Origin of the sequence: Nocardia brevicatena NBRC 12119 (genome assembly GCF_000308495.1) — a bacterium.
In the GTDB taxonomy this organism is placed as follows: domain Bacteria; phylum Actinomycetota; class Actinomycetes; order Mycobacteriales; family Mycobacteriaceae; genus Nocardia; species Nocardia brevicatena.
In genome coordinates, this window is the sequence record NZ_BAFU01000061.1 from 97,120 (window position 1) to 123,216 (window position 26,097).

At 68.2% G+C, this 26,097-nt stretch carries 24 protein-coding genes; 13 read left to right on the forward strand and 11 right to left on the reverse strand.

Annotated features, from left to right (window positions below):
- Nucleotides 1–56 precede the first annotated feature (56 nt).
- Together ON20_RS16475 and galE are read left to right on the forward strand one after the other, a co-directional pair.
- Entirely contained in the window at nt 57–743 is a 687-nt protein-coding gene (locus ON20_RS16475; protein WP_040836533.1) for an iron-dependent transcriptional repressor DtxR, read from the forward strand.
- Between the two features lie 3 nt (nt 744–746).
- Nucleotides 747–1,727, forward strand: a complete 981-nt coding sequence (gene galE / locus ON20_RS16480; RefSeq protein WP_040836534.1) for a UDP-glucose 4-epimerase GalE — start codon at nt 747–749, stop codon at nt 1,725–1,727.
- 32 nt (nt 1,728–1,759) lie between these two features.
- Here the strand turns inward: galE and ON20_RS16485 are convergent, their stop codons facing one another.
- The gene (locus ON20_RS16485) at nt 1,760–2,986 is read right to left on the reverse strand and encodes a DUF4192 domain-containing protein (RefSeq protein ID WP_157228868.1); all 1,227 of its coding nucleotides are present in this window, start codon (nt 2,984–2,986) and stop codon (nt 1,760–1,762) included.
- A 551-nt stretch (nt 2,987–3,537) separates the two neighbouring features.
- Between ON20_RS16485 and ON20_RS16490 the strand changes: the two genes are divergently transcribed.
- The 4 genes from ON20_RS16490 (at nt 3,538) to speD (ending at nt 9,598) form a co-directional block, all read left to right on the forward strand.
- The gene (locus tag ON20_RS16490; RefSeq protein WP_040836535.1) at nt 3,538–4,503 is read left to right on the forward strand and encodes a PAC2 family protein; all 966 of its coding nucleotides are present in this window, start codon (nt 3,538–3,540) and stop codon (nt 4,501–4,503) included.
- 156 nt (nt 4,504–4,659) lie between these two features.
- Nucleotides 4,660–7,134, forward strand: coding sequence for a DEAD/DEAH box helicase (locus ON20_RS16495; RefSeq protein WP_438803419.1), 2,475 nt, complete (start codon nt 4,660–4,662; stop codon nt 7,132–7,134).
- A gap of 120 nt (nt 7,135–7,254) precedes the next feature.
- Entirely contained in the window at nt 7,255–8,358 is a 1,104-nt protein-coding gene (locus ON20_RS16500) for a type III PLP-dependent enzyme (RefSeq protein ID WP_040836537.1), read from the forward strand.
- A gap of 19 nt (nt 8,359–8,377) precedes the next feature.
- Complete coding sequence (speD, locus tag ON20_RS16505) at nt 8,378–9,598, forward strand: adenosylmethionine decarboxylase (RefSeq protein WP_040836652.1); 1,221 nt, start codon at nt 8,378–8,380, stop codon at nt 9,596–9,598.
- Here speD and ON20_RS16510 read toward each other — a convergent pair.
- On the reverse strand, nt 9,595–10,503 hold the full coding sequence (locus ON20_RS16510; RefSeq protein WP_040836538.1) for a hydrogen peroxide-inducible genes activator: 909 nt from the start codon (nt 10,501–10,503) through the stop codon (nt 9,595–9,597). The genes speD and ON20_RS16510 overlap by 4 nt on opposite strands.
- A gap of 126 nt (nt 10,504–10,629) precedes the next feature.
- Here ON20_RS16510 and ON20_RS16515 point away from each other — a divergent pair, with 126 nt between their 5' ends.
- The gene (locus ON20_RS16515; protein WP_040836539.1) at nt 10,630–11,304 is read left to right on the forward strand and encodes a PhzF family phenazine biosynthesis protein; all 675 of its coding nucleotides are present in this window, start codon (nt 10,630–10,632) and stop codon (nt 11,302–11,304) included.
- A 38-nt stretch (nt 11,305–11,342) separates the two neighbouring features.
- Here ON20_RS16515 and ON20_RS16520 read toward each other — a convergent pair whose 3' ends face one another.
- Nucleotides 11,343–12,008, reverse strand: a complete 666-nt coding sequence (locus tag ON20_RS16520; protein ID WP_157228869.1) for a DUF5134 domain-containing protein — start codon at nt 12,006–12,008, stop codon at nt 11,343–11,345.
- 212 nt (nt 12,009–12,220) lie between these two features.
- Here ON20_RS16520 and hrpA point away from each other — a divergent pair, with 212 nt between their 5' ends.
- Nucleotides 12,221–16,456 carry an ATP-dependent RNA helicase HrpA gene (gene hrpA / locus ON20_RS16525; RefSeq protein ID WP_040836542.1) on the forward strand — a complete coding sequence of 1,412 codons (4,236 nt, stop codon included), beginning with the start codon at nt 12,221–12,223 and terminating at the stop codon, nt 16,454–16,456.
- A gap of 70 nt (nt 16,457–16,526) precedes the next feature.
- On the opposite strand, the gene nrdR is transcribed toward hrpA, so the two are convergent.
- Together nrdR and ON20_RS16535 are read right to left on the reverse strand one after the other, a co-directional pair.
- Nucleotides 16,527–16,997, reverse strand: a complete 471-nt coding sequence (gene nrdR, locus ON20_RS16530; RefSeq protein WP_040836543.1) for a transcriptional regulator NrdR — start codon at nt 16,995–16,997, stop codon at nt 16,527–16,529.
- Between the two features lie 263 nt (nt 16,998–17,260).
- Nucleotides 17,261–17,485, reverse strand: coding sequence for a hypothetical protein (locus tag ON20_RS16535; protein ID WP_040836544.1), 225 nt, complete (start codon nt 17,483–17,485; stop codon nt 17,261–17,263).
- A gap of 654 nt (nt 17,486–18,139) precedes the next feature.
- Between ON20_RS16535 and lexA the strand changes: the two genes are divergently transcribed.
- Together lexA and ON20_RS16545 are read left to right on the forward strand one after the other, a co-directional pair.
- Nucleotides 18,140–18,868, forward strand: a complete 729-nt coding sequence (gene lexA / locus ON20_RS16540; RefSeq protein ID WP_245547269.1) for a transcriptional repressor LexA — start codon at nt 18,140–18,142, stop codon at nt 18,866–18,868.
- Between the two features lie 14 nt (nt 18,869–18,882).
- On the forward strand, nt 18,883–19,563 hold the full coding sequence (locus ON20_RS16545; RefSeq protein ID WP_051162613.1) for a hypothetical protein: 681 nt from the start codon (nt 18,883–18,885) through the stop codon (nt 19,561–19,563).
- Here ON20_RS16545 and ON20_RS38970 read toward each other — a convergent pair.
- Together ON20_RS38970 and ON20_RS38975 are read right to left on the reverse strand one after the other, a co-directional pair.
- Entirely contained in the window at nt 19,538–19,954 is a 417-nt protein-coding gene (locus tag ON20_RS38970) for a hypothetical protein (RefSeq protein WP_245547270.1), read from the reverse strand. The two genes, ON20_RS16545 and ON20_RS38970, sit on opposite strands and share 26 nt — an antisense overlap.
- A 170-nt stretch (nt 19,955–20,124) precedes the next feature.
- Entirely contained in the window at nt 20,125–20,427 is a 303-nt protein-coding gene (locus ON20_RS38975; RefSeq protein ID WP_245547271.1) for a helix-turn-helix domain-containing protein, read from the reverse strand.
- A gap of 143 nt (nt 20,428–20,570) precedes the next feature.
- Here ON20_RS38975 and ON20_RS16555 point away from each other — a divergent pair, with 143 nt between their 5' ends.
- Together ON20_RS16555 and ON20_RS16560 are read left to right on the forward strand one after the other, a co-directional pair.
- Nucleotides 20,571–21,362, forward strand: a complete 792-nt coding sequence (locus ON20_RS16555) for an SDR family oxidoreductase (RefSeq protein ID WP_040836546.1) — start codon at nt 20,571–20,573, stop codon at nt 21,360–21,362.
- A gap of 106 nt (nt 21,363–21,468) precedes the next feature.
- Nucleotides 21,469–21,891, forward strand: a complete 423-nt coding sequence (locus ON20_RS16560; RefSeq protein ID WP_040836547.1) for a hypothetical protein — start codon at nt 21,469–21,471, stop codon at nt 21,889–21,891.
- A 286-nt stretch (nt 21,892–22,177) separates the two neighbouring features.
- Here the strand turns inward: ON20_RS16560 and ON20_RS38985 are convergent, their stop codons facing one another.
- The 3 genes from ON20_RS38985 to ON20_RS16575 are packed head-to-tail and all read right to left on the reverse strand — an operon-like array spanning nt 22,178 to nt 23,755.
- Nucleotides 22,178–22,543 carry a roadblock/LC7 domain-containing protein gene (locus ON20_RS38985; RefSeq protein ID WP_051162651.1) on the reverse strand — a complete coding sequence of 122 codons (366 nt, stop codon included), beginning with the start codon at nt 22,541–22,543 and terminating at the stop codon, nt 22,178–22,180.
- Between the two features lie 29 nt (nt 22,544–22,572).
- On the reverse strand, nt 22,573–23,373 hold the full coding sequence (locus ON20_RS16570) for a hypothetical protein (RefSeq protein WP_040836548.1): 801 nt from the start codon (nt 23,371–23,373) through the stop codon (nt 22,573–22,575).
- Nucleotides 23,363–23,755 carry a hypothetical protein gene (locus ON20_RS16575; protein ID WP_040836549.1) on the reverse strand — a complete coding sequence of 131 codons (393 nt, stop codon included), beginning with the start codon at nt 23,753–23,755 and terminating at the stop codon, nt 23,363–23,365. The genes ON20_RS16570 and ON20_RS16575 overlap by 11 nt, the downstream gene beginning before the upstream one ends.
- Before the next feature lie 458 nt (nt 23,756–24,213).
- Here ON20_RS16575 and ON20_RS16580 point away from each other — a divergent pair, with 458 nt between their 5' ends.
- Nucleotides 24,214–24,651, forward strand: a complete 438-nt coding sequence (locus tag ON20_RS16580; protein WP_040836657.1) for an NUDIX domain-containing protein — start codon at nt 24,214–24,216, stop codon at nt 24,649–24,651.
- 299 nt (nt 24,652–24,950) lie between these two features.
- Here the strand turns inward: ON20_RS16580 and ON20_RS16585 are convergent, their stop codons facing one another.
- A complete protein-coding gene (locus tag ON20_RS16585; protein WP_040836550.1) occupies nt 24,951–26,096 on the reverse strand; it encodes an acyl-CoA dehydrogenase family protein in 1,146 nt (381 codons plus the stop codon).
- Nucleotide 26,097 lies beyond the last annotated feature (1 nt).

Sequence of the window (26,097 nt, forward strand, 5' to 3'; positions counted from 1 at the left end):
CCGCGAACCGGAGAGGGTGCCGCGTGGGTAGAATTCGTGCCAACGAAGGGGTAATAGTGAAGGACCTGGTCGACACCACGGAGATGTATCTCCGAACCATCTACGACCTCGAAGAAGAGGGCGTGGTGCCCCTGCGCGCCCGGATCGCGGAGCGGCTCGAGCAGAGCGGGCCGACCGTGAGCCAGACGGTGGCACGGATGGAGCGCGACGGACTGCTGCTGGTCGCCGGCGACCGGCATCTCGAACTGACCGATAAGGGCCGCAGTATGGCCGTGGCCGTCATGCGCAAGCATCGGCTCGCCGAGCGCCTGCTCGTCGACATCATCGGCCTGGACTGGCAGAACGTCCATGCCGAGGCGTGTCGGTGGGAGCATGTGATGAGCGAAGAAGTCGAACGCCGGCTCGTCGAAGTGCTCAACCACCCCACCACTTCCCCGTACGGCAACCCCATTCCCGGTCTGGACGAATTGGGCATCAGGCCGCCCACGCCGCAGGAGGAGAAGCTCGTCCGCCTGTCCGAGTTGCCGCAGGGGCAGCCGAACGCGGTGGTGGTGCGCCGGTTGGCGGAGCACATCCAGACCGATCCGGCGGTCATCGGCCGGCTGCGCGAGGCGGGAGTGGTTCCCGATGCCAGGGTTACGGTGGAGAGCAGGCCGGGGGCGGTTGTGATCACGGTCCCGGGCCACGAGGGCTTCGAACTGCCCCTGGAAATGGCCCACGCCGTCCAAGTGAAGATGGTCTGACAGATGAAACTTCTGGTCACCGGCGGAGCCGGTTATGTTGGTGGAGTCTGCGCGCATGTGCTGTTGGAGCAGGGGCACGAGGTGGTGGTCGTCGACGATCTGTCGACGGGCAATGCCGACGGTGTGCCCGAGGGCGCGAGATTCATCGAGGGTGATGTGGCGCGGGAGGGGGCCGCGCTGCTGCGCGCCGAGCGCTACGACGGGGTACTGCATTTCGCGGCGCAGTCGCTGGTCGGCGAATCGGTGCAAAAGCCGGAGAAGTACTGGCACGGCAATGTGGTGAAGACCCTCGAACTGCTGGACGCCATGCGGGAAACGGACACCCGACGCCTGGTGTTCTCCTCGACCGCGGCGGTATACGGCGAACCCGAGCAGGTTCCCATTCCCGAGGACGCGCCGACCCGACCGACCAATCCGTACGGCGCCTCGAAGTTGGCGATCGACCATGCGATCACCTCGTATTCGGTCGCATACGGTGTGGCATCGACCAGCCTGCGCTATTTCAACGTCGCCGGCGCCTACGCCGGCCTCGGCGAGAACCGAGTGGTGGAAACCCATCTCATTCCGCTGGTGCTGCAGGTCGCCGCCGGGCACCGGGGCGCCATCTCGGTTTTCGGCACCGACTGGCCGACCCCGGACGGCACGGCGATCCGCGACTACATCCACATCCTGGATCTGGCCCAGGCGCATCTGTTGGCCCTGGACAGCGCCGAATCGGGTGTCCACCGTGTGTTCAATCTCGGTAGTGGTACGGGTTTCTCGGTGCGCGAGGTGATCTCGGCCTGCGCGCGGGTGACCGGCCGTCCCATCAATGCCGTGGACGCGCCGCGGCGAGCCGGCGATCCGGCGGTGCTCATCGCGTCGAGCGACCGCGCCGTCGCCGAACTCGGCTGGCGGCCGAAGCACAACGATCTCGACGAGATCGTCGCCGACGCCTGGCAATACCTGACAGGTCTCGGCGCGCGCGCCCACAGCGCCCGGTAGTACCGCCGCTCCGCTCCACCGCGACCGAAGGATCATTGTTCGGGCCCCAGTTCGATTCCCAGATCGGCCGCGGTCTCCCGGCCGCAGCGGACCAGTTCCCGCAGCCGTTCCGGGCGCATACCGGAGGCCAGCGCGGTGTGTAGGAGTACCGCCATCGGATGGTCGGAGTCCGCCTCCAGGGCGATATCCAAGGCAATGCCCGCGAACGGGCCGTCGCCGCGGATATAGGCGAAATAGCCGAGCAGTGCCGCGGATTCGGCCCGATCACCATCGGATGCGGCCCGGGTGAGGTGTATCCACAGCCGCTCGGCGGCATCGGCGTACACGGTCGAGGCCAGCGCGAACATGGTGTCGCGTACCCGCCGGTCCCGCAGCGCCACCGCGATATCCGCCAGTTCCCGGGCCGACAGCCGGGCTCCCGAGTCCACGTTCGCGACCTGCCAGAGCACCTGTTCCAGAGCGCGCCGGCTGTAACCGAGGGCGTCGCCCCCGCGGGCCGCGGCGGCATAGTGATCACGCGCCCGCTCCGCGGCGCCGGAGATTTCCGCGCTCACCCGCTCCCTCAGCTCGGCATCCACGGCGACCAGGGCGGTCAGTTCGGTACGGCCCCGCCGGATCGGGCGACCGCCGAGAACGTGGCTCAGCGCCACCGGCGAGGCCGCCGGATCCGGTACCGATCCTCGGCACCTCGGGCCCTTTACGCTGCGCCAGGACCGACCGGGTTCGATGGCCGAGACCGCCCAGGCACCGTGTACCGGCACTCCACGGACCGCCAGCCGCCGTTCCAATTCGGCGAGCACCGGATGCGGCACCCGACCCGACGGTCCGGCGGCGTGGGGACGATCGTCGACGATCACCGCCAGCACCCCCACCACATCGGGGCGGGCGCATACCCGTGCTGCCGCCGTCGCGGTGGTCGCCGTATCGATGGGCCGTCCGAGTGCCTGTTCCGCCAGATCGAATCGGACCACGAGATCGATCACCGCGCCGCCGGGTTCCCCGTTCTCCGCGCAGAGCACCGCGAGTACCAGTGACCGCTCCGGCCGGAACCCCAGCATCGCCGGGATCGCGGCGATGAGCTCACCCGGTTCACCGATCCGCATCGGCCCCGCCCGGGTGGCCCAGGTTTCGGGAAGGTCGCTACCGTCCTCCGCGCACCGGATGATCCCGGCCTGTCGGTGGATACGCGGAACGGTCCCGGAACCCCCGGGACGGGGGTACGGATCGTGGAAGCGAGCGCGGGGCACGGAAGAAGTCATGCACCCAGCGTGCGCGCGGGGAGTACGGACCGAACCATCACGACCTGGGGGGCAATAAAAGCTGTGGAGTATCCACACGGCCTGTGGATACCCGCCCGGGGGCACCACCGCGAAACGGGCCACAGCGGGTCCATCGCGGGTGAGCGGCGGAGAGCCGCCCCTTCCACCGCGAGGTCGAACACACCGACCGGAACCGTGGACCGGAATCCGCTGCATCCACCCCGCCACTGTGCCGAACCCCGGGACGTTTCCCCGCCGCCACGCCGGCTACCGGCTCCCCACCTGCACGGAGTCTCCGCAGAAACAACCCACGCTCGCTGGCATCGGGAAACCGGCCGACCATATCGGCAACCATCCGGTTACGCTAGGGGAATTCGGGAACCCTGACGGCTGTTGCCAATACACAAGGCCGATGTCCGTACCATACCGTGGCCGTTCATCGGCATAGGGGACAATGGACTCTGGTTCGTCGTGCTCAGGCGCGGCCGCGGGTGCCGACACCACCCGACCGCCGCCGACGGGCCGACGAACCGCGTAGGAAGGAGTACGCGATGGACTACGAGTCGCGAATGTACGAACTGGAGTTCCCCGCTCCGCAGCTGTCGTCCGCCGATGGCTCGGGTCCGGTCCTGGTGCACGGGCTGGAGGGCTACACCGATGCCGGTCACGCCGTACGACTGGCCACCACCCACCTGCGCGAGAGCCTGGAAAGCGAACTGGTCGCTTCGTTCGACGTCGACGAACTGCTCGACTATCGCTCGCGGCGTCCGCTGATAACGTTCAAAACCGATCATTTCTCCGATTACGCCGAACCCGAGCTGAATCTGTGGGCGTTGCGCGATACCGCGGGAACCCCGTTCCTGCTGCTGGCCGGTATCGAACCGGACCTGCGCTGGGAGAAGTTCACCACCGCGGTGCGATTGCTGGCCGAGCAGCTCGGAGTGCGGCGCAGTATCGGCCTCAGCGCCATACCGATGGCGATCCCGCATACCCGGCCGCTGGGGGTGACGGCCCACTCCTCGAATCGGGATCTGATCCCGTTCGGCCAGACCTGGCCGGGTGAACTGCAGGTGCCGGGCAGTGCGTCCACGCTGCTGGAATACCGGATGGCCCAGCACGGACACGAATCCGTCGGATTCTCCGTGCATGTCCCGCATTACCTGGCCCAGACCTCGTATCCGGAGGCGGCGCAGACGCTACTCGAACATGTCGGCGAGAACGCCGGGCTACAGCTGCCGCTCAACGCGCTCGGCGAGGCCGCGGCGCGGGTACGCGAACAGGTCAACGAACATATCGCGGGCAATCCCGAGGTGGAGACGGTGGTGCAGGCATTGGAACGCCAGTACGACACCTTCGTCTCGGCGCAGGAACGTCGGGCCGGCCTGTTGGTCGGCGAGGCCGATCTGCCCAGCGGCGAGGAACTGGGGGCGGAATTCGAACGCTTCCTGGCCGAACAGGGCGGCTACCAGGGCGACGACCATTCCGGCGGATTCCGGGGTGACGACGACCCGCGCTGAGGCGGCGAGGACCTCTCGGCCCCGGGCGCTCCCACCGTCCGGGACCGCGTCGTGGTGCGGACCGGCGACGCGATATCCGGCACGCGCCGAGGCGCCCGCGGCCCGGCGGGGCCAGGACGTAGGGTGAGTCGAGTGGATCTGACCGAGCTGCTCGAGATACCGGGAACCGACGCCGATGCTCTGTACGAGTCGTTCGGGGTATGGGCGACCGGTCAGGGTACGCCGCTCTACCCCGCGCAGGACGAGGCGCTGCTGGAGCTGGCGTCGGACTCCAATGTCATCCTCGCCACCCCGACCGGCTCCGGGAAATCACTGGTCGCCGTGGGTGCGCACCTGTTCGCGCTGACCCGGGGCCTGCGCAGCTACTACACCGCGCCGATCAAGGCGCTGGTGAGCGAGAAGTTCTTCGCCCTGTGCGAACTGTTCGGTGCCGAACGCGTGGGAATGGTGACCGGTGACGCGGCCGTCAACCCCGAGGCCCCCATCATCTGCGCCACCGCCGAGATCCTGGCCAACGTGGCGCTGCGCGAAGGCGCGGACGCCGATGTGGGCCAGGTGGTGATGGACGAATTCCACTTCTACGCCGACCCGGACCGCGGCTGGGCCTGGCAGGTACCGCTGTTGGAGTTGCCGCGCGCCCAGTTCCTGCTCATGTCGGCCACGCTCGGCGAGGTCGATTTCTTCGCCGAGGACCTGCGCCGACGTACCGGCCGCACCACCGCGGTGGTGGCGGGCGCGCAGCGTCCGGTACCGCTGAACTTCTCCTACGCCCGCACCCCTATCACCGAAACCATCGAAGAACTGCTGACCACCCACCAGGCACCGGTCTATGTCGTGCATTTCACCCAGGCCGCCGCCCTGGAACGGGCGCAGGCACTGACCAGCCTCAATTTCGCCGGACGTGCCGAAAAGGACGCCATTGCCGAGGCCTTGGGCGAGTTCCGATTCTCTTCCGGTTTCGGCAAAACACTGTCTCGGCTGATTCGGCACGGTATCGGAGTGCACCACGCGGGCATGCTGCCGAAGTATCGGCGTCTGGTGGAACGGCTCGCCCAAGAGGGCCTGCTGAAGGTGGTCTGCGGAACCGACACCCTCGGCGTCGGGATCAACGTCCCGATCCGCACGGTGTTGTTGACCGGTTTGACCAAATTCGACGGGGTACGCACCCGCCGGCTCAAAGCACGCGAATTCCACCAGATCGCCGGCCGTGCCGGGCGTGCCGGTTTCGACACCATGGGCACGGTGGTGGTGCAGGCGCCCGAACACGAGGTGGAGAACACCCGACTACTGGCCAAGGCCGGCGACGACCCGAAGAAGCGCAAGAAGGTCCAGCGGCGCAAACCGCCCGAGGGTTTCGTGTCCTGGAGCGAGGAGACCTTCCAGCGGTTGGTGGCGGCGCCGCCGGAGCCGATGGTGTCGCGGTTCCGGGTGACCAACTCGATGCTGCTCAATGTGATCGCCCGGCCCGGCAACTGTTTCGACGCCATGCGGCACCTGCTCGAGGACAATCACGAACCGCGCCCGGCGCAGCGGCGGCATATTCTCCGCGCCGTCCGCCTCTACCGCGCGCTGCGTGATTCCGGTGTGGTACAGCAGCTGCCGAAACCGGACGCCCAGGGCCGCCGGGCCCGGCTCACCGTCGACCTGCAGCGGGATTTCGCGCTGGACCAGCCGCTGTCGCCGTTCGCCCTGGCCGCGTTGGAACTGCTCGACCGCGAATCCCCCGCCTACGCCCTGGATGTGGTGTCGCTCATCGAGTCGACGCTGGAGGATCCGCGACAGCTGCTACTGGCCCAGCAGCACAAGGCGCGCGGCGAGGCCGTGGCCGAGATGAAGGCCGAGGGTATCGATTACGACGAACGCATGGAGCTGCTGGAGGAGGTCACCTGGCCGAAACCGCTGGCGGAACTCATCGAGGGCGCCTACGAGACCTACCGCACCGGCCATCCGTGGCTGTCGGAGTTCGTTCCGTCCCCGAAATCGGTGGTCCGCGACATGATCGAGCGGTCGATGACGTTCACGGAGCTGGTCTCCTATTACGAGCTGGCCCGCTCGGAAGGCGTGGTGCTGCGCTACCTCGCCGACGCCTACCGCGCGCTGAAACGCACCGTGCCCGAGTCGGCGCGCACCGAAGAACTCGACGACATCACCGAATGGCTGGGGGAACTGGTACGCCAGGTGGATTCGAGCCTGCTCGACGAATGGGAGCAGCTGACCGGCGCGGGGGCGGAAACCGACGCCGAGCAGGTCGCCTTCGGCGCGGAGACCATCCGGCCGATCACGGCCAATGAACGCGCCTTTCGGGTGCTGGTGCGCAACGCCATGTTCCGCCGGATCGAACTGGCCGCGCGCAGGCAGTGGGACGCACTCGACGACCTGGGGCCGGGACCGGACTGGGAGCACGATCTGGCCCCCTATTTCGCCGAGTACGGCAGTATCGGAACCGGTCCGGACGCCCGGGGTCCGCACTTGTTCCAGGTGCGGACCAGACCCGGTTTCTGGGAAGTGCGCCAGACACTCGAGGACCTGGCGGGCGATCGCGGTTGGGCGCTGCTGGCGACCGTCGACCTCGCGGCCTCCGATGCGGCCGGTGAGGTCGTGTTCGACGAGGTCACGGTTGTGGGCGGGTGAAGCACCGGTGGTGGTGAGGTGAACGGATGGCGGGGCGGTCCCGCGGGCCCGGCACGGATTCGGTTCCGAGGTCGGGCCGCTGATACTCTCTCCCCCGCTGCCCGACGGAAAGACCTGCCCATGCCCGATTCCCCCTATCTGGTTATCGACCCGGAACGCGTCCGCGCGAACTACCGCGCCCTCACGTCCGACCTGTTGTCGACGGGTCGACCGGCGGTCGTCCGGTACGCGGTCAAGGCATGCCCGCTGCCCCAGGTCGTCACCGCCCTGGATACCGAAGGCGCGGAATTCGATATCGCCTCCGTCGGTGAGATCGAGCTGTGCCTGGCGGCGGGAGTGTCCGCCCGGCGGCTCTGCTACGGCAACCCGATCAAGAAGGCCGCCGATATCGCCCGTGCTGCCGCGCTGGGGGTGCGCCGTTTCGCGTTCGACACCGAAGCCGATCTGCTGCGGATCGCCGAGCATGCGCCCGGAGCCCGGGTGGAGTGCCGGTTCCTGGCCGACGCGCCGCAGTCGCGGACGCCGTTCGGCAGCAAGTTCGGCTGCGCCCCCGAGGAGTCGACACGGCTGTTGGCCCGTGCCGCGGATCTGGGTCTGGCCGTAGTGGGGCCATATTTCCATGTGGGTTCCCAACAGCTGGATCCGCGGGCCTGGCGAGCCGGGATCGAACAGGCCGGGCAGATCGTCGCGGCGCTGGACGACAAGGGAATCGGCGTCGAATGCGTCAACATCGGCGGCGGTCTGCCGATCGGCTACGCCGATCCGGCGCCGTCGACGGAGCGGATCGCCGCGGTGGTCTCCGCCGCGGCGGACGAATTCCTGCCCCCGACGACCGGTCTGGTGCTGGAGCCGGGACGGGCGCTGGTCGCCACCGCCGGCACCATCCATGCCGAGGTCGTCGGAGTGCGGACCGCGCCGGACGGACGACGCTGGGTATATCTCGATATCGGCCGCTACAACGGGCTGGCCGAAACCGAGAACGAATACATCGCCTACCGTTTCGCCACCGACCGCGACGGCGACCCGGTCGGCGAGGTGGTACTGGCCGGGCCGACCTGCGACGGCGACGATGTGCTCTACCAGCGCACCCGCATTCTGCTGCCCACCACCCTGCGGTCCGGCGACCGGATCCGCATTCTCGACACCGGCGCGTATACGGCGAGTTATTCGTCGGTGTCCTTCAACGGTTTCCCGCCCCTGGCCGTGCATGTCCCGGGGCACTGAGCGAGAGGAGGTATGCGAAGTGACGGCGGAATTCACCGGCCGGCATGTACTGGCCGAATTCGGTGGTGTCGACGCAGATCTCTGCAACGATGTCACCCGTCTCGAGACCGCATTGCGTGAGTCACTGGACGCGGCCGGGGTCACGATCTGCGATATGGTGCACAAACAGTTCGAGCCGCAGGGCGTGACCATTCTCGCGCTGCTGTCGGAATCACATGCCTCGATCCACACCTACCCCGAGAGCGGGGATATCTTCGTCGACGTGTTCACCTGCGGCACCAGGGGTGACGGCGCCGACAAGGCGGCGGAATTCCTGCGCGCGGCACTGGCGCCGGAGCGGGTGCGTATCTCCACCGTGTGCCGCGGCAAGGCCGGACACCGAGTGGTGGAACCGGTCGGTCCGGGGCTGACACGTACCTGGGAGCTCTCCGAGGTGTTGGTCGACACTCGCACCGAATACCAGCATCTGCTGATCGGCCGCACCGACCAGGGCATTTCCCTGTTCTCCGACGACGACCGCCAATCCACCGAGTTCTCCCAGCTCACCTATCACGAAGCCTTGATGGTGCCGGCGTTCGTCCTGGCCGAGAAGCTGGACAATGTGCTCATCATCGGCTCCGGCGAGGGGGTGGCGAGCCGGATGGCGGTCACCGCGGGCGCCAACCGGGTCGACCATGTCGATATCGATCGCACGGCGGTCGAACTGTGCGCCGAGCACCTGCCCTATGGCTACACTCCCGCCGAACTCGCCGAGGCGAGCACCGGCACGGGCCCGATCCGGGTGCATTTCGCCGATGGTTGGGATTTTCTGGCCCGGGCCGCCTCGAACGGCGACCGCTATGACGTCATCGTGATCGACCTGCCCGACGAACGGCCCGAGCAAGCCCAGCACAACCGCCTCTACGAAACCGAGTTCCTGCAGCGATGCCGTGACCTGCTCGCCCCGGGCGGCGTGCTCGCCGCGCAGGCCGGATGCGCCACCATGTGGCGCAACGAGACACTGCGGCGGTCCTGGCAGCGTTTCCACGAGCAGTTCGAGACGGTGGTCCACTACGGCAGTGACGAGCACGAATGGTCGTTCCTGTTCGGGCTCGTCGAGCGGATCGACGAGCCGGTGGCCGGTATGGTCGACCGACTCGCCACCCTCCCCTACCGGCCGCGAACCATCGATGGCCCCGCTCTGCGCCGGGGCTCGATCGAGCCCTACGCGTTGCGCGCCGAGGCACGGACCCCGTCCTAGAGCGGCTGCTGGGCGCGAATGAGCTCCGCGAGGTAGCGGTAGTCGTCGCCCCGCGCGGTGGAGGCGCGGAAGGCCAGGCCGATGGTGCGGCCCGGTGCCGGGTCGGCGAACCGCGCGGTGGCCAGGCCGGCCCGCCCGGTCTCCACCGCGACGGCCATCTGCGGGATCAGCGTGACTCCCAGGCCGCCGGCCACGCATTGCACGACCGTGGTCAGCGAGGCGGCCCGGGTGTCGCCGACCGGCCCGGCCTGTACATCGGCGGCACGGCACATATCCAGGGCCTGTTCGCGCAGGCAGTGCCCCTCGTCCAGGAGAAGCAACGGCAACGAATCCAGGTCGGCGGGTTTGATGTCGTCACGTCCGGCCAGCTCGTGTTCGGAGGGGGTGACCAGGACGAATTCCTCGGTGTAGAGCGGGATTTCGATCAGTCCCGTGGTTTCGATGGGCAGCGCCGCCAGAGCGACGTCCAGAAGGCCGGTGCGTAAGGCGTCGACCAGGTGGTCGGTCCGACCCTCGACGATCTGCGGGACCAGTGTGGGCACCCGACGCCGCAGGGCGGGCAACAGCGTCGGCAGCACATAGGGAGCCACGGTCGGGATGATGCCCATCCGCAGGGCGGCGCCGAGACCGTCACCGTTGGCCGAGGCCAGGAACCGATCGGCCGCCTCGAGGGTGGAAACCGCCTGGGGTAGCAGCCGGCGTCCGGTGGCGGTGACCAGGACGCGGCGGGTACTGCGTTCGATCAGCTGTAGCCCGAGCCCGTTCTCCAACGCCGCGAGCGCCTGCGATAGCGTGGGTTGGCTCACACGCAGGCGTGCCGCGGCCGTGCCGAAATGGCGGTATTCGGCGATGGCTACGAAAGCACGCAGCTGCGAGAGGGTGGGCTGATAATTCGGATCGGGCACCCCTATCACTATAGTGATATTTATCACTTTTACTTTTGGGATGTGTGAATCCGTACCCGGATGGGACCGACGCGACAGTTCCGGGGCACACCGGCCCGGCACCACCGCCCGGTACTCTCGGCAGGTATGGGCACACAGGCCGAAGTGTTGCGCGTTTTCACCGATGCCACGGGCCGGTTCGGCAACGAACTCGGAGTCGTCCGAGCCGAGGAGGTGGCCGTGCCCGACCGACAGGCCGTGGCGACCCGGCTCGGCTTCAGCGAAACGGTTTTCGTAGACGATCCCGTCGACGGCGCCGCCCGGGTGCGGATCTACACCCCCACCGTCGAACTGCCGTTCGCCGGCCACCCCTCCGTGGGGACGGCATGGTGGCTGGCCGAACGCGGATCACCGGTACAGACCCTGGATCTTCCCGCCGGACTCGTTCGGGTGGAGAGCGCCCACGGGCTCGTCAGCATCGGCGCCCAGGCGTCCTGGACCCCTGATTTCACCTTCCACCAGCTCGCGGACACCGATGAGTTGGCCGCGTTCACGCCGGACGATTTCGACGAAGGCGCGCACTATGTGTGGACCTGGGCCGACGAACACCGCGGCGCTCTGCGCTCTCGGATGTTCGCCCCCGCAATGGGTATCGCCGAGGACGAGGCGACCGGCGCGGCCGCCGTGGCGCTCACCGCCCGGCTACGTCAGGGGCTGGTGATCACCCAGGGGCAGGGGTCGCAGATCTTCACCGAATGGAACTCCGACGGATGGGTTCGCCTCGCGGGACGCGTCGTGGCCGAATCGCCCGTCACCGTATGAGTCGTCGACACCCGGCAGTGACGGTCCTGTCGCGATACTCAGCCGTATACGGCCCCGACCAGCATATACGCCATGCCCAGGTCCATCACCACATGGGGTAGCCGAGCCGCGCGCCACCCCACCGCGGATCCGTCTCCCCTATGCGCGGACAGATGCCACCGGACACCGCCCTCCGGTATCGGGGCCACTACCACGACGGCGTCGACCAGGAACAGCGTCGCGAGCCCGAGCATCACACCGGCCGGCGGCCCCCCGGCATGCCCGGCCGCGGAATGCCCCGACATCGCATAGAGCATCACCGCCGCGCCCACGAAGTGATAGCCGAACACCGCCGTCCATCCCACGGACCGCACTCGGCCCTCGCGGTACCACCGCAGTATCCGGTCCGCGAACAGCAGTCCGAACACCACCGTCATGGCGAGTAGGACACCGTGCAGCGCATGCGGGCTCACCCGGGTCGGAAACAGCACCATGGCGAGCATGACGGCGCACATGAGGAGGTGGGCGGCATCGGATTCGTGATCCGCCGCGGCGGACCCGACCACCCCGGTCTCGATCTCGACCGGGCCGTCGGACGGCCCACCGTCGTCGACCGACACCGGCCGCGGATTCAGCAACCCGATGAGCACCACCCCCGCCGTACCGACGAAGGCTCCCGCGACCAGCCACCGCAGCACCGCATGCCCCACCACGAATCCGACCATGCCCCAACACCTCTCGCCACAGCACCGCGATCCGTCCTCCATGCTCGCATCCGGCCGGGGCCGATGCCTCGGTTTCGGTTCCACGGCGTCCCGCACTTCCGACCACCCCACGCGCAACCCGCGCTCGGCGAGCGGATCGGGCGGATCCACGGTGTGGCCTCACCTACCACCGCGCCGGCCGGATGAGCACTTTCGCTAGGCTGGTCGACGCAATGACCAGGACAGCAGCCGGCTCGCGCGAGCTTCGCACCCGACTGGCCTCGCTCACCCTCCGCGACGAACACCGGCTGCGCCGGCAATTGGATCGGGTCCGCGACGGCGACTACGAACGCCTCGACAGCGAGATCGCGGCGGCCGAACAACGGATCGCCAACCGCCGCGCGACCGTACCGAAGATCGGCTACCCCGAGCACCTGCCGGTCACCGCACGCCGCGCGGATATCGCCAAAACCATCGCCGCGCACCAGGTGGTGATCGTGGCCGGCGAGACGGGTTCGGGCAAAACCACCCAGATCCCGAAGATCTGCCTGGAGCTGGGGCGCGGTATCCGTGGCATGATCGGCCACACCCAGCCGCGCCGGCTCGCCGCCCGAACCGTGGCCGAGCGGATCGCCGAAGAACTCGGCACCGAACTGGGCGATGCCGTCGGATACACCGTGCGGTTCACCGACCAGGCGGCCGAGCATACCCTGGTCAAGCTGATGACCGATGGAATCCTGCTCGCCGAGATCCAACGCGATCGGCTGCTGCGCGCCTACGACACGATCATCATCGACGAGGCCCATGAGCGCAGTCTCAATATCGATTTCCTGCTCGGCTATCTGAAACAGTTGCTGCCGCGCCGTCCCGATCTGAAGGTGATCATCACCTCGGCCACCATCGACCCGGAACTGTTCGCTCGGCATTTCGCCGACGCCTCCGGCGCACCGGCGCCGATCGTCGAGGTGTCCGGCCGGTCGTATCCGGTGGAGATCCGCTACCGCCCGCTGGCGCTGCCGCTGCCACCCGCCGACTCGGAGGACGAGGAGGAGCGGGTGGTGGACCGCGACCCGGTGGACGCCATCTGCGACGCCGTGGTCGAACTGTTCACCGAGGGCGACGGTGATGTGCTGGTATTCCTGTCCGGGGAACGCGAGATCCGCGACACCGCCGACGCACTCGCCGATCTGAAACTGCCGCGCACCGAGATCCTGCCGCTGTACGCGCGATTGTCGGCGGCCGAACAGCACCGAGTGTTCACCCCGCACACCGGACGCCGGGTGGTTCTGGCAACCAATGTGGCCGAAACCTCGCTCACCGTGCCGGGCATCCGCTATGTGATCGATCCCGGAACTGCCCGGCTCTCCCGATACTCGATGCGCACCAAGGTGCAGCGGCTGCCCATCGAACCGATTTCGCAGGCCTCGGCCCGGCAACGGGCCGGACGCTGCGGGCGCGTCGCGGACGGTATCTGCATCCGGCTGTACTCGGAGGACGATTTCGAATCGCGTCCGGTGTTCACCGATCCGGAGATCCTGCGCACCAATCTGGCCGCGGTCATCCTGCAGATGACCGCGCTCGGCCTGGGCGATATCGAGAGTTTCCCGTTCGTCGAGGCCCCCGACCAGCGCGCGATTCGCGACGGTGTCGCCCTGCTGGAGGAGCTGGGGGCACTGGCCCGACGGGCAACCGAGCAACCCGCCGTGTCCGGCCACGACGCGGTCGCCTCCTCCGCCACCCCGGGAGCCGAGATCGGATCCACCGCGGACACCGGCACACCGGCCGGGACCGAACCCACGGGCCCGACGCCCGGCTCCCGGCGACGGCGCCGCGACGCTGAAACCGGGCTGGTACTCACCCCCACCGGCCGCGAGATGGCCCGGCTGCCGGTCGACCCGCGGATGGCCCGGATGCTGGTGGAGGCGCACCGCAACGGATGCCTGGCCGATGTGCTGGTCATCGTGGCCGCGCTGTCCATCCAGGATGTGCGCGAACGCCCCGCCGACCAGCAGCAGGCCGCCGACACCGCACACGCCCGGTTCGCGGTCGAGAACTCCGATTTCCTGGCCTATCTGCGGCTGTGGGAGTACCTGAACGGGCAGCGCCGCACCCTGTCGGCCAACCGTTTCCGGCGGATGTGCCGCGAGGAATTCCTGCACTATCTGAGGATTCGGGAATGGCAGGACCTGCACGGTCAGCTGCGCACCATAGCCAAAGGCATGGGCTGGTCGGCCCGCGACGAGCCCGGCCGCGACGAGCCGGCTCACGGACAGGAGACCGGCGTCGCGGACCCCGGCAAGAAATCCCGCCGCGGACGAAACAGTCGAGCCGAACGGGTGGAGGCGACCGACGGACGGACCCGTGCGCGGCGGTCGGCACCGCGCCCGCTCGAGGAGATGAGCGTCGAGACCGATCCGTGGGACGCCACCGCCATCCACCAATCACTGCTGGCCGGGATGCTGTCGCATATCGGGGTCCGGGAGGCGGAATCCCGGGAATTCCTGGGGGCACGCAACGCCAAGTTCATGGTCTTCCCCGGATCGGCGTTGGCGAAGAGGCCTCCTCGGTGGGTGATGGCGGCCGAACTGGTCGAGACGTCCCGGCTGTGGGGTCGGATCGCGGCCCGGGTGGAACCGGAATGGGCCGAACGGCTCGCCGGTGACCTGGTGAAGCGCACCTACTCCGAACCGCACTGGTCGGCCAAACGCGGCGCGGCCCGGGCCTATGAGCGGGTCACCCTCTACGGCGTTCCGCTGGTGACCGGGCGGCTCGTCGACTACGGGCGGATCGACCCGCAGACCTCGCGGGAACTGTTCCTGCGGCACGCCCTGGTACAGGGTGAATGGCGTACGCGACACGAGTTCTTCCACCGCAACCGCGCGCTGCTCGACGATATCGCCGATCTGGAACACCGGGCCCGCCGACGGGATATCCTCGTCGACGACGAGGTGCTGTTCGAGTTCTACGACCGCCGCATCCCCGCCGATATCGTCTCCGTCCGCCATTTCGACAGCTGGTGGCGGACCGCGAAACAAGCCGATCCCACCCTGCTCGACTTCACCACCGAGACGGTGGTGAACGCGGGCACCGACCGGCTGAACCCGGCGGATTTCCCCGACACCTGGCGGCAGGGAGAACTGTCCTTCCCGCTGACCTACCAGTTCGAACCGGGGCAGGCCGACGACGGTGTGACGGTTCACATCCCGGTGGCGCAGCTATCGCATGTCCGTGCGGTCGGGTTCGACTGGCTGGTGCCCGGCATGCGGGACGAGTTGGTGACCGCGCTCATCAAAACGCTACCCAAGCAGTTGCGTCGCACCGTGGTCCCGGCCCCGGACTTCGCGGCCGCGGCGCTGGCCGCGCTCACCCCGCGTGCCGAACCGCTGCGCACCGGATTGGCCCGGGAACTGACCCGGCTGGGTGCCGCGCCGATCGCTGTGGGTGATTTCGATCCGGCCGCTCTCCCCGACCATCTGCGGATGACCTTCGCCGCCACCGGTGCCGATGGACAGGTGGTGGCCACCGCCAAGGACCTGTCCCGATTGCGGACCCGGCTGTCCGCCGAGGTCGCGCAGTCGGTGTCGCGGGCGACGGCGAGCGCCGAGCGCCCGCCTGCGCCGCTGTGGACCAGCGAATCGCTGGGCACCCTGGAGCCAACCGTGCGCAGCCGGGTCGGCGACCAGACCGTCACCGGGTATCCGGCGTTGGTACCGGAGGCCGACGGGGTGGCGGTGCGGGTGCTCAGTTCACCGAACGAACAGGCGCGCGCTATGCGGGCAGGGACCCGTGCTCTGGTGCTGCGGGCAGTTCCCACCTCGGTGCGGGCGGTGACGGCCGGGCTGTCGCCGGCGGACCGGCTGGTGTTGAGCCAGAACCCGTATGGTTCGCTCGAGGCCCTGGTGGAGGATTGCCGGGCCGCCGCCGTCGACGAACTCGTCGCCGCGGCGGGCGGGCCGGTGCGCAGCCCACAACGGTTCGCAGCACTGGTCGAGGCGCTGCGGCCGAAGCTCACCACCTCGGTCACCCGGCTGGTGCGCGCGACGGTACCGGTTCTCGCCGAGGCGCATCGGGTCACCTCCATGCTGTCGAACACCCGGGAGCGGGATATCGCCGAGGATGTCCGCGCCCAGCTCGCCGAGCTGGTGTTCCCCGGTTTCATCTCCGAATGGGGTGACACGCGACTGCGCGAACTGCCCCGGTATCTCCGTGCCGCCGCGGTCCGGCTGGAGTCGTTGCCGGGTTCGGCGGACCGGGACCGGCAGGGCATGGCCGAGGTCGATGCCGCCTTCGCCGCCTACGAGCAGTTGCTGTCCCGACTGCCCGAGCGGCGACGCGACGCCCGCGAGGTGACCGAGATCTGGTGGATGATCGAGGAACTGCGCGTCGGCCTGTTCGCCCAACAACTCGGTACTCCGTATCCGATATCGCTCAAGCGGATTCAGAAGGCCATCGCCGCCATCCGCCGCTAGCGCGGTGACCGCGCCGAACCCGGACAGGAGCGCCGAACGAGCGGATGGACCACCGGGCCCGATACCGGACTCAGTCGCCGGCGCCCACCGCGGCGGCACGGGCCCGGCGCATGTCCCGGATCTCGCGTTCGAAATCCTCGGCCGAGGTGAACGAGCGATACACCGAGGCGAAACGCAGGTAGGCGACCTCGTCGAGGGCGCGCAGGGGGCCGAGAATGGCCAGCCCGACCTCATGGCTGGGGACTTCCGGCGATCCTTTCGCCCGCACCGTGTCCTCGACCTGCTGGGCGAGCAGGTTCAGGGCGTCGTCGTCGACCTCGCGCCCCTGGCAGGCACGGCGCACCCCACGGATGACCTTCTCCCGGCTGAACGGTTCGGTGACCCCACTGCGTTTGACCACCGAGAGGATGGCGGTCTCGACCGTGGTGAAACGACGACCACATTCCGGGCAGGCGCGTCTGCGGCGGATGGCCGCTCCCTCATCGGCCTCACGCGAGTCGACGACCCGGGAGTCGGGGTGTCGGCAGTACGGGCAGTGCATCCGGGGGTCCTTCGTCGATGCGAACGCTCGCGGCCGGACCGTTGCCGGTCGCGCGGGTCCGGCGAGCGCGGGTACCGGATGCTACCCGGTACCGGGTCGGCCGGTGGGTCCACCGGCCACTGTGGTCAGCACTTCGAGGATACCGGTGCACCCTCGCCGAGGGGCACACTCACCCCGACTCCACCGACCGCGTCCGGCATCGGCCGTCGCCGACCGCACGGAGCCATCCCGGATCCGACACGACGGGAGACCGTATTCCCGGGCTAGCGCTGCGCGTTGCCCGCCGGTTCCGAATACGTCTCGGTCACCGTGGACACGGTTTCCGGAGCCGGCGGGGCAACAGGTCCCGCGCGCAGATGCGCGATGGCGATCAACGCGATCACCGCCAGCGCGGTCGACACCGCCGTCAGCGTCAGTGCCGCGAACCCGACCTGCGCCCGCTCGACGTACTCGGCCGGATGCGGAGGCCGCGGAGTCGTGCCACGCAACCCCCGTGCCGCTGGACAACGCCGGAGGACAGCCCGACCCGGTAAAGATGCGGGTGACGCGGCTCGACGGCGGTGTACCGCCGAGTGCGGCGGTACACCGCCCCGGCGGCATTCGGTGCGTCGCACCGCCACCACGCCGGGATATGCCGCCCCGGGATCCGTCCGACCCGTCGGGCCCGGGTGGTGGAGTCGGTGGTAGACCCCACGTCCCGGTACCGCGTCGCACGCCGGCGACGACAATCGGCGACCGGTACCCGCATCCCCAGGCGGCACCACGCCGAGTCGCCCGGATTCGGATACGGCTTCCCTCGTACCGGTGCTGTTGTCGTTGATCGCCGTGCTCATTCGGATAGACCTCCGTGGTTGTCCCGCACCGACCGTCCACTACCGTCCGCACCCACCGTCACATGTGTCCCGCGGCCGTCCATCCGCCGCCCACCGTGCCGGTGAGACACACCGCCGCCGATATTCGCTCACATGTTCGACGAACTGGTGTTCGATTTCTACCACGCATGCGCGACAATGTCAGTAGAAACGCCGAGCGAATCTCGAACAGGTGTTTGATAGTTCGACATCGGACGGCTAGATTCGGTGCACGATATCCACTGCGGCACGGTGTTATCGAGCCGAAGACCGATGAGAAAGGCGGTTGTGGTGAGCCGAACAGACGACACGGGTAACGAGAGCGGGCCGGGTACCGAACCCGATCTCACCGTGCGTCAGCGCAAGGTGCTCGAGGTGATCCGCACCTCTGTGAGCGTGCGAGGCTACCCGCCGAGCATCCGGGAAATCGGCGACGCCGTGGGTTTGACCTCCACCTCCTCGGTCGCCCATCAACTACGCACCCTGGAACGCAAGGGCTATCTACGCCGTGACCCCAACCGTCCCCGGGCGGTCGACGTGCGCGGCCTGGACGAGGCGGTCCGCTCGGTCACCACCCTGACGGCGGTCTCCGCCGAGGAACGGGGCGATACCGCACGAACCACCGATACCGACGGCGCCCGCCCCACCCCTACCTTCGTCCCGGTCCTGGGGCGGATCGCCGCCGGTGGCCCGATCCTGGCCGAACAGGCCGTGGAGGACGTGTTCCCGCTGCCCCGGGCACTGGTCGGTGACGGTTCGCTGTTCCTGCTCAAGGTCGTCGGCGAATCCATGGTGGACGCCGCCATCTGCGACGGCGACTGGGTCGTGGTCCGGCAGCAGAACGTCGCCGACAACGGCGATATCGTCGCCGCCATGCTCGACGGCGAGGCCACTGTGAAGACGTTCAAGCGCAGTGGCAAGAACATCTGGCTGATGCCGCACAATCCGCTGTTCGAACCGATCCCGGGCAACGACGCGCGGATTCTCGGCAAGGTCGTCACGGTTATCCGCAAGGTCTGAGCGGGGGGCGATCGATGGAGACGATCGCGATCTCGTCCCGACCGTCGGCGGTATCCGACCATGTCTGGTATGCCGCCTACGGCTCGAATATGAACCCGGACCGGCTGCGCTGCTATCTCCTCGGCGGCGCGCCGGACGGCGGAACGAATACGCCCGCCGGTCATGGGCCGGGACCGCCGCCCGGATGTCGGGATGGCACCACCCCGCTGCGGTCGATACCCCTGGCACTGCCCGGGCTGCTGTATTTCGCCACCGAATCCGCGGTATGGACCGGCGGTCGGGCCTTCTACGATCCGGATGTCCCCGCCACCACCTGGGTCCGAGCCTATCTGCTGACCCTGGCCCAGTTCAGTGATATCGCCGCCCAAGAGATGTACCGACATCCCGGTACCGACCTCGACCCCGCCGAGGCGATCCGCACCGGCCGGTCCCGGCTCGGTCCCGGACGCTACGAAACCCTGGTATGCCCCGCCATCTGCGACGGGCTACCGGTACTCACCTTCACCGCCCCCTGGCGATGGCGCGATCTCCCGGGCAACGCACCGGCGCCCGCCTATCTGCGCCATATCGCGACCGGACTCCTGGACACCCACCACTGGTCGGTCCCCGAGACCGCCGGCCATCTGGCCACCCGCCCCGGCGCCGACCGGCGCTGGACCCCGAACACGGTCACCGACCTCCTCCGCGACCACTAGTCGACGCTCGCAAGGCCACCGAAAGCGCCTGCGCCCCTGTGCGTACCGTATCGATGTACCGCGCGCGCTCCGCGGGACCGACAGCCGAACGCAGCAGCCCGAGCTGCACTTCGTAGGGCGCGTCGCCATCGGCGAAGAGCGGTGCGGAGATATAGGCGATGGGCAGCGCGGCCTCCGCGCTCAGCTCGGCTTCGGTGTACGGCCGCGCGGTGAGCCGGGCCGGCTGTCGCAGCGCCCTCGCCCGGAGTTCGGGCTGTAGCAGTTCGGCGCCCACCGCACCGAGCAGTTCGGTCAGCAGTTCGACGAGTCCGGCATCGTCGGTTTCCGGGCGGAACATGGCGAAACCGTGGTCGGTGACGAATCTCAGCAACTCCTCGGCGCGGCGGTCCATATCCGTCGAGGCCGGCCACCGCGTCCGCTCGTCGGATCCGCGCTACGGCATGACGGCGGCACCCGCCGGGTAGGCCAGTGGGATCGTCTGTCCCACGGCCGGCCCGGGCACGATCCGTTCATTTGCATAGTGTTCGGCGACAACGGTCAACCGGCCCTGGTCGATCCGACTCAGTGTGGCCCCGCAACCGGCGGCCTCCGCCAGGGCGGCCGGCTCGGCGCGAACCGCCGCGCCGGGGCCGGTGGTCCCCGGGCGGAAAGCCGGGTCAGCGCCGGCCCGGGGCGATAGCACAATCGGTCGTCGCGGGTCACCCACTGCGCCGCACGCAGTTCGCCGAGCACGGCTGTCACGGTCGCCCGGGCCAACGAGAGACGTTCGGCGATCACCGAAACGCTCAGCGGACGTTCCGATTCCGCGATCAGTTCGACCACCGCGACCACGCGTCGGGTGGGCGGTGACCAGGGAGGCGCCATCTGCCCTCCACCCTTGAAGACGGACCGGGACGGTCCTACACTGCATCGACTATTCGTCGCAAGATAGTCGAATATTCGACACCGATGGCAGGGGCGATGGGACCGCTCGCGCCGGCCGTGTCGTCACAACGGCAGGAGTGCGCATGATTCTGGACCGGTTCCGGCTCGACGACCGGGTCGCGATCGTGACGGGCGCCGGCCGCGGTCTCGGCGCGGCCATCGCCACGGGTTTCGCCGAGGCGGGCGCCGATGTCGTCATCGCGGCCCGCACAGAGGCGGATTTGCGGAAAGTGGCCGAACAAGTACGGGAGACGGGCCGCCGCGCCCATATCGTCGTCGCGGATCTCGCCGATGTCGAGGCCACCGCCGCCCTGGCCGCGACGGCGGCCGAACAGTTCGGCCGGTTGGACATCGTGGTGAACAATGTCGGCGGCGCCCTGCCGAAACCCCTGCTGGACACCGCCCCGGACGATCTGGCGCACGCCTTCGCGTTCAATGTCGCCAATGCGCATGCCCTGGTCCGGGCGGCCGTCCCCACGATGCTGGAGACCGCCGGGGGCGGTTCGGTCATCAATGTGACCTCGACGATGGGCCGCCTGCCCGGACGCGCGTTCGCCGCCTACGGGACGGCCAAGGCCGCGCTCGCCCACTACACGCGGCTGGCCGCCATGGACCTGTGCCCGCGGATCCGGGTGAACGCCATCGCACCGGGCTCCATCCTCACCTCCTCGCTGGAAGTGGTGGCCGCCGACGACACCATGCGCACCACGTTGGAACGGGCCACACCGCTGCGCCGGATCGGTGACCCGGAGGATATCGCCGCGACCGCGGTGTTCCTCGCCTCTCCGGCGGGCGGCTACCTCACCGGCAAGGTGATCGAAACCGACGGTGGTCTCATCGCCCCGAATCTCGATATCCCCATCCCCGATCTGTGAGCCATCGGGCGGCGGAAGAGAACGGCGATATGACCGCCTACCCGCGCACGGGCTGTTTGCGCCGGGCCAACCCGGGAAAACGACCCCTGCGAAGGGAGGCAGCATCATGACCGAGCCCCAGGACACGTGGGACCCGCCGCAGGACACCGGCGCGCCGGATACCACCGAAACCGATGCGGCGGCCCTCAACAGCGCCGAGGATCTGGACGAGGATCGGTTGCGTACCGATCCACTCGATGAGGGTATGGATCCGCCGGAACACTGGTCCGGCGTGGACAAGTACGGTATGACCCCCCGTGAGGAACGCAACCCCCGCCCGCTGGGGGAACGTCTGGACGAGGAACAACCCGATATCCCGGATCCCGCGGTGGAGCACCGAGCGGCGGAATCCGAGGCCATATCGATCACCGGCGGTCCGGGCGAAATCCCCCCGGCTCCCGACGAGTACGAAGAGGAGTTGGGTATCGAGGCGGATATCGCCGGTGGGTCCATGGCGGACGAGATCCGAGAGCCGGAACCGCCGGAATGAGCGGGTGACCGACCGGTAGGAGGCTCGCTCCGTACCGAACAGGAATGTGACCACGCGACCGGCGACAGCAAACACGCGTCGATGGAACCGGGCCCGTACTCCACCAGCAGGATGCTCACTCCGCGATGGCCTGGCTCGGCCTCGCGGTCGGTCTTGCACAGCGGGGCGACCGGCTGCGAGCGACGAGAGGTGGTGGTCCAGGGATTGTCGGTACCGATGGGCGGGCCTGCCGCCGGATCGGTGGACGTCCGCCGCGGCTCGCGCCGGGCGGACCCACCTGTCAGGGTCAGAACTCGAGTTCCTCCTCGATACCGCGGAGGCGGTGCCTGGCCAGCGCGAGGTTTGCCCGGCCGCGGTCGAGGGCGAGGTAGAGGAACAGTCCCCTCGATTTGCGGCCGGTCATGGGACGGATGAGGTGATACTGGCCGCTGAGTGTGATGAGGTGGGACAGCGACAGCTGAGCCGCGGCCAGGGCGGCCATACCGGTGGGCTCGATGTGCGCGGGGAGGTCATGCGCGACGAGCAGTCCGTCACTGGACGCGACCAGCGTCCCGGTCAACCACGGAACGCGTTCCCGCAGCCCTTTCAGTTCTGCCAGCACGACCGTGTTCGGCTCGGGTCCGGACATCTGCACCTTGGTAAACCTTCCCATCAATTCACCGAACAGATTCTTACGCGCCGTCACTCGCGATCCTCCAGAGCCGCACGGAGCCGAACGAGCAGATCACGGTCCACGGGCTCCCACTCGTCCGACTCGGGAACCGGTGCGGCGTGCCGGCCCCGCCGCTGCGGTAGCAGGCCGTACTCGGCGACCGCTTCCGGTTCGGTGACCGACGTGTCGACGGCCGGCACCGGCGCGTCCGTGGGCGGCTCGATCAGCCCGGCCACGGTCATATCCCGTACCGCCTCCAGGCAGCCGTAAGCGGTACGGCCCAGCTCACGGGCGATTCCGCTGACACTGCGGCGAGTATCGGCCGCGGCCAGTATTTCGGCCTGGCTTCCGGTGAGCACCACACGCCGCCGCCGGACCCGGCGCACCGGAACGACAGCGGCCCGGTCGACCAGTTCCGCGGGCCACGGCCCGGATTCAGGATCGCCGCGGCGCGCGCATTCACGCATCAGCGCGCGGGGCCGGACGTGGCACACCGCGGCCAGCCAGTGTGGGGGCGCGGGCCGGAATTCCGGGACCGCGGGGGTGGCCAGCAGGAAGTAGGCGGCGTCGAAAACCGACAGCAGCGCCAGAGCTTCCACCCGCGGCCGCTCCAGTATCGGCGCCGGATCGCCGGAACCGGCCCGCTGCCAGTCCTCGGCGCTCACGACCCCGGCCTCGGCCACCAGCCGGTCGAGGCCGGGGGTGCGCCGGCAGGCGGCGGATGCGATGACACCCTCGGCGAGGTGAAACACCCCGTCTCCCGCATGCAATACGCCAGTGCTTCTCTCGTCCTCCAGCCGCCGCAGTTCGTCCGCGAGCTCAACGCCCATAACCGTCCTCGGCCAGTTCGCCGAGAATGCCGCGCAACTGGAATCGCGCCATCGCCAGATTGCCGGTGCCCTCGTCGAACAGCACGTGCACGAAGAGGCGGCCGTGGAAATCTCCGTCGACCAGCTTCAACAGGTGGTATCCGCCGGTGCCGCAGACAATGATCTCGGTGATGTCGTCACTGTCACCGCCGGTCGCCAGGGCCGGGCAGGCGAGCACCGCCCGCACCACATCGGTGGTTGTCGCCGCGTCCTCATGCTGATCGACCAGATCGTGTCGCCCCGCCCCGGCCACCGCAAGCCCACTGGCCCCGTCCACCAATGTCACGCTGCGCGCCCCCGGGATGCCCATGATGCGTTCCAGACATCCGTCGATTCCGATCACTGCGCCCCTGTTTCGTTTATGAGTGTTTCAGATTTCCGAGGCACTACTAGCAGGAGGCAATCAATGCCGAATGGACGGACGAGGAGGTGGATTACCCAGGCGGTTCCTGTAAGGAACCTACTGGCGGGTACCCGAAGGATCCATTGCGACACAACCGATTTGCGGCACCGGTTGACCTCTCACTGTCGGTCACCGATGGCACAGTTGGGACGTCGAGCCGGCTCGGTGCCCCCTCCGGCCGGGGGCGCACCGCCCGGCACCCGGGCACACCGCCGAGCCCACCCAGTGCCCGCATATCGGTCGGTCCGCCCCCCTGCATCTGGGCGTCATCCCGGTCCTGGCCGACTGCAACCCCACCGACCACCTCGATCCGCGCGAACTTCCCCGCCGCATCACCGAGAAAACCAAGGCCATTGAAAAAGTCATCCACCACGCCACCAGCGGAAAGGATGAACAGCATGCCGACCCTTATCGAAGACCTCACCACCGAAGCCGAACGTGACGGCATCCAGCAACTCGTCGTCGGCGCGGTCGTCGAACACGACGGCCGCATCCTGCTCCTCCGCCGTCCCGGAGACGACTTCATGGGCGGCATCTGGGAACTTCCCAGCGGCAAAGTCGAACCCGGCGAAAACCTCGACCAAGCCCTCACCCGTGAGGTCGAGGAAGAAACCGGACTCCAGGTCACCGGCATCGGCCGCTACCTGGACAGCTTCGACTACCGCTCCGGCAGCGGAAAACACAGCCGCCAATTCAACTTCGCCGTCGAATGCGCAGCTCCCGAACCGATCCGGCTCACCGAACACGACTCCTATACCTGGACCGCCCTCACCGAAGAACCCCCGGTCACCGAAGCCGTCAAACAGACATTCGGCGTCTATCGAAGCGCCGATTGAACTCGAAACCGTGGCGACCGCAACAACACCAACGGCAGAGCCGCGCTGGGCGACTACGGCGGTGCGATCGAGCAATTCGGGCACGCGATCACGGCGATGCGGTCCGATTACACCCGCGATCCAGCGATCTACACCGCACGCCAAGCTGTGGCCCACGCTCACGCCGGTGAAGCCGAAGAGTGAGGAATGAAAGTACCCGTATCCCAAGGGGTACGGGTACTTTCAATTTTCCAACCCGCGCCCGGAACGGGACACAGACGGGACAGGGGCCCTGCACAGGACCCCGAAACCCCCGCTGATCAGGACAGTTTCAACGACCGCCCGATGATCTCCTTCATGATCTCGGTAGTGCCGCCGTAGATGGTCTGCACCCGGGCGTCCAGGTAGGCCTGGGCGATTGGATACTCCCGCATATAGCCGTAGCCGCCGTGCAGCTGCAGGCAGCGGTTGATCAGGTCGAGCTGCTCCTCGGTGCTCCACCACTTGGCCATGGCGGCATCCTCGACGGAGAGGGTACCGGCGTTCAGTTCGCTGATGCAGCGGTCGACGAAAACCCGCACCGCGGAGGTCTTGGTGGCCAGTTCGGCCAGCACGAACCGGGTGTTCTGCTGGGCGCCGATCGGCTTGCCGAAGGCCTTGCGGTCCCGAACGTACTGGATGGTCATCTCCAGGCAGCCCTCCATCGCCGCGGCGGCCATGACCGCGATGGACAGCCGTTCCTGCGGCAGGTTCTGCATCAGGTGGATGAAGCCCTTGCCCTCTTCGCCCAACAGGTTGGCGGCGGGCACCCGGACGTCGGTGAAGCCGAGCTCGGCGGTGTCCTGCGCCTCGAGGCCGATCTTGTCCAGGTTGCGGCCCCGTTCGAAACCGGGCATACCGCGTTCGACGACGAGCAGGCTGAAGCCCAGCGCACCGGCGTCCGGATCGGTCTGGGCGACCACGATGACGATATCGGAGTTGATCCCGTTGGTGATGAAGGTCTTGGCCCCGTTGAGCACCCAGTCGTCACCGTCGCGCACCGCGCGGGTCTTGATGCCCTGCAGGTCCGAACCGGTACCGGGTTCGGTCATGGCGATGGCGGTGATGAGCTCGCCGGAACAGAACTCGGGCAGCCAGCGCTGCTTCTGCTCCTCGTTGGCCAGTTCCAGCAGGTAGGGAGCGATGACATCGTTGTGCAGGGAGAACCCGAGGCCGGAGTACCGGCCGCGCACGGTCTCCTCGGTGAGAATCGCGTTGTAGCGGAAGTCCTTCACCCCGCCGCCGCCGTACTGTTCGGGTACGGCCATGCCGAGGAAGCCCTGCTTACCGGCTTCGACCCAGGCGGCCCGGTCGACAATGCCCTGCTCGGCCCACTGGTCGTGGTTCGGCGCCACGTGCGTATCGAGAAACTTGCGGAACGACTCCCGGAACAGCTCGTGCTCGGGCTCGAACAGTGTGCGCTCCACA

Bases quoted from the DNA above. Each gene is read 5' to 3' on its own strand.
- galE (WP_040836534.1), top strand. From the start codon at position 747: ATGAAACTTCTGGTCACCGGCGGAGCCGGTTATGTTGGTGGAGTCTGC.
- ON20_RS16485 (WP_157228868.1), bottom strand. From the start codon at position 2,986: ATGACTTCTTCCGTGCCCCGCGCTCGCTTCCACGATCCGTACCCCCGT.
- ON20_RS16490 (WP_040836535.1), top strand. From the start codon at position 3,538: ATGGACTACGAGTCGCGAATGTACGAACTGGAGTTCCCCGCTCCGCAG.
- ON20_RS16500 (WP_040836537.1), top strand. From the start codon at position 7,255: ATGCCCGATTCCCCCTATCTGGTTATCGACCCGGAACGCGTCCGCGCG.
- ON20_RS16515 (WP_040836539.1), top strand. From the start codon at position 10,630: ATGGGCACACAGGCCGAAGTGTTGCGCGTTTTCACCGATGCCACGGGC.
- ON20_RS16520 (WP_157228869.1), bottom strand. From the start codon at position 12,008: ATGGTCGGATTCGTGGTGGGGCATGCGGTGCTGCGGTGGCTGGTCGCG.
- hrpA (WP_040836542.1), top strand. From the start codon at position 12,221: ATGACCAGGACAGCAGCCGGCTCGCGCGAGCTTCGCACCCGACTGGCC.
- nrdR (WP_040836543.1), bottom strand. From the start codon at position 16,997: ATGCACTGCCCGTACTGCCGACACCCCGACTCCCGGGTCGTCGACTCG.
- ON20_RS16545 (WP_051162613.1), top strand. From the start codon at position 18,883: ATGGAGACGATCGCGATCTCGTCCCGACCGTCGGCGGTATCCGACCAT.
- ON20_RS38970 (WP_245547270.1), bottom strand. From the start codon at position 19,954: ATGGACCGCCGCGCCGAGGAGTTGCTGAGATTCGTCACCGACCACGGT.
- ON20_RS38975 (WP_245547271.1), bottom strand. From the start codon at position 20,427: ATGGCGCCTCCCTGGTCACCGCCCACCCGACGCGTGGTCGCGGTGGTC.
- ON20_RS16555 (WP_040836546.1), top strand. From the start codon at position 20,571: ATGATTCTGGACCGGTTCCGGCTCGACGACCGGGTCGCGATCGTGACG.
- ON20_RS16560 (WP_040836547.1), top strand. From the start codon at position 21,469: ATGACCGAGCCCCAGGACACGTGGGACCCGCCGCAGGACACCGGCGCG.
- ON20_RS38985 (WP_051162651.1), bottom strand. From the start codon at position 22,543: ATGGGAAGGTTTACCAAGGTGCAGATGTCCGGACCCGAGCCGAACACG.
- ON20_RS16570 (WP_040836548.1), bottom strand. From the start codon at position 23,373: ATGGGCGTTGAGCTCGCGGACGAACTGCGGCGGCTGGAGGACGAGAGA.
- ON20_RS16580 (WP_040836657.1), top strand. From the start codon at position 24,214: ATGCCGACCCTTATCGAAGACCTCACCACCGAAGCCGAACGTGACGGC.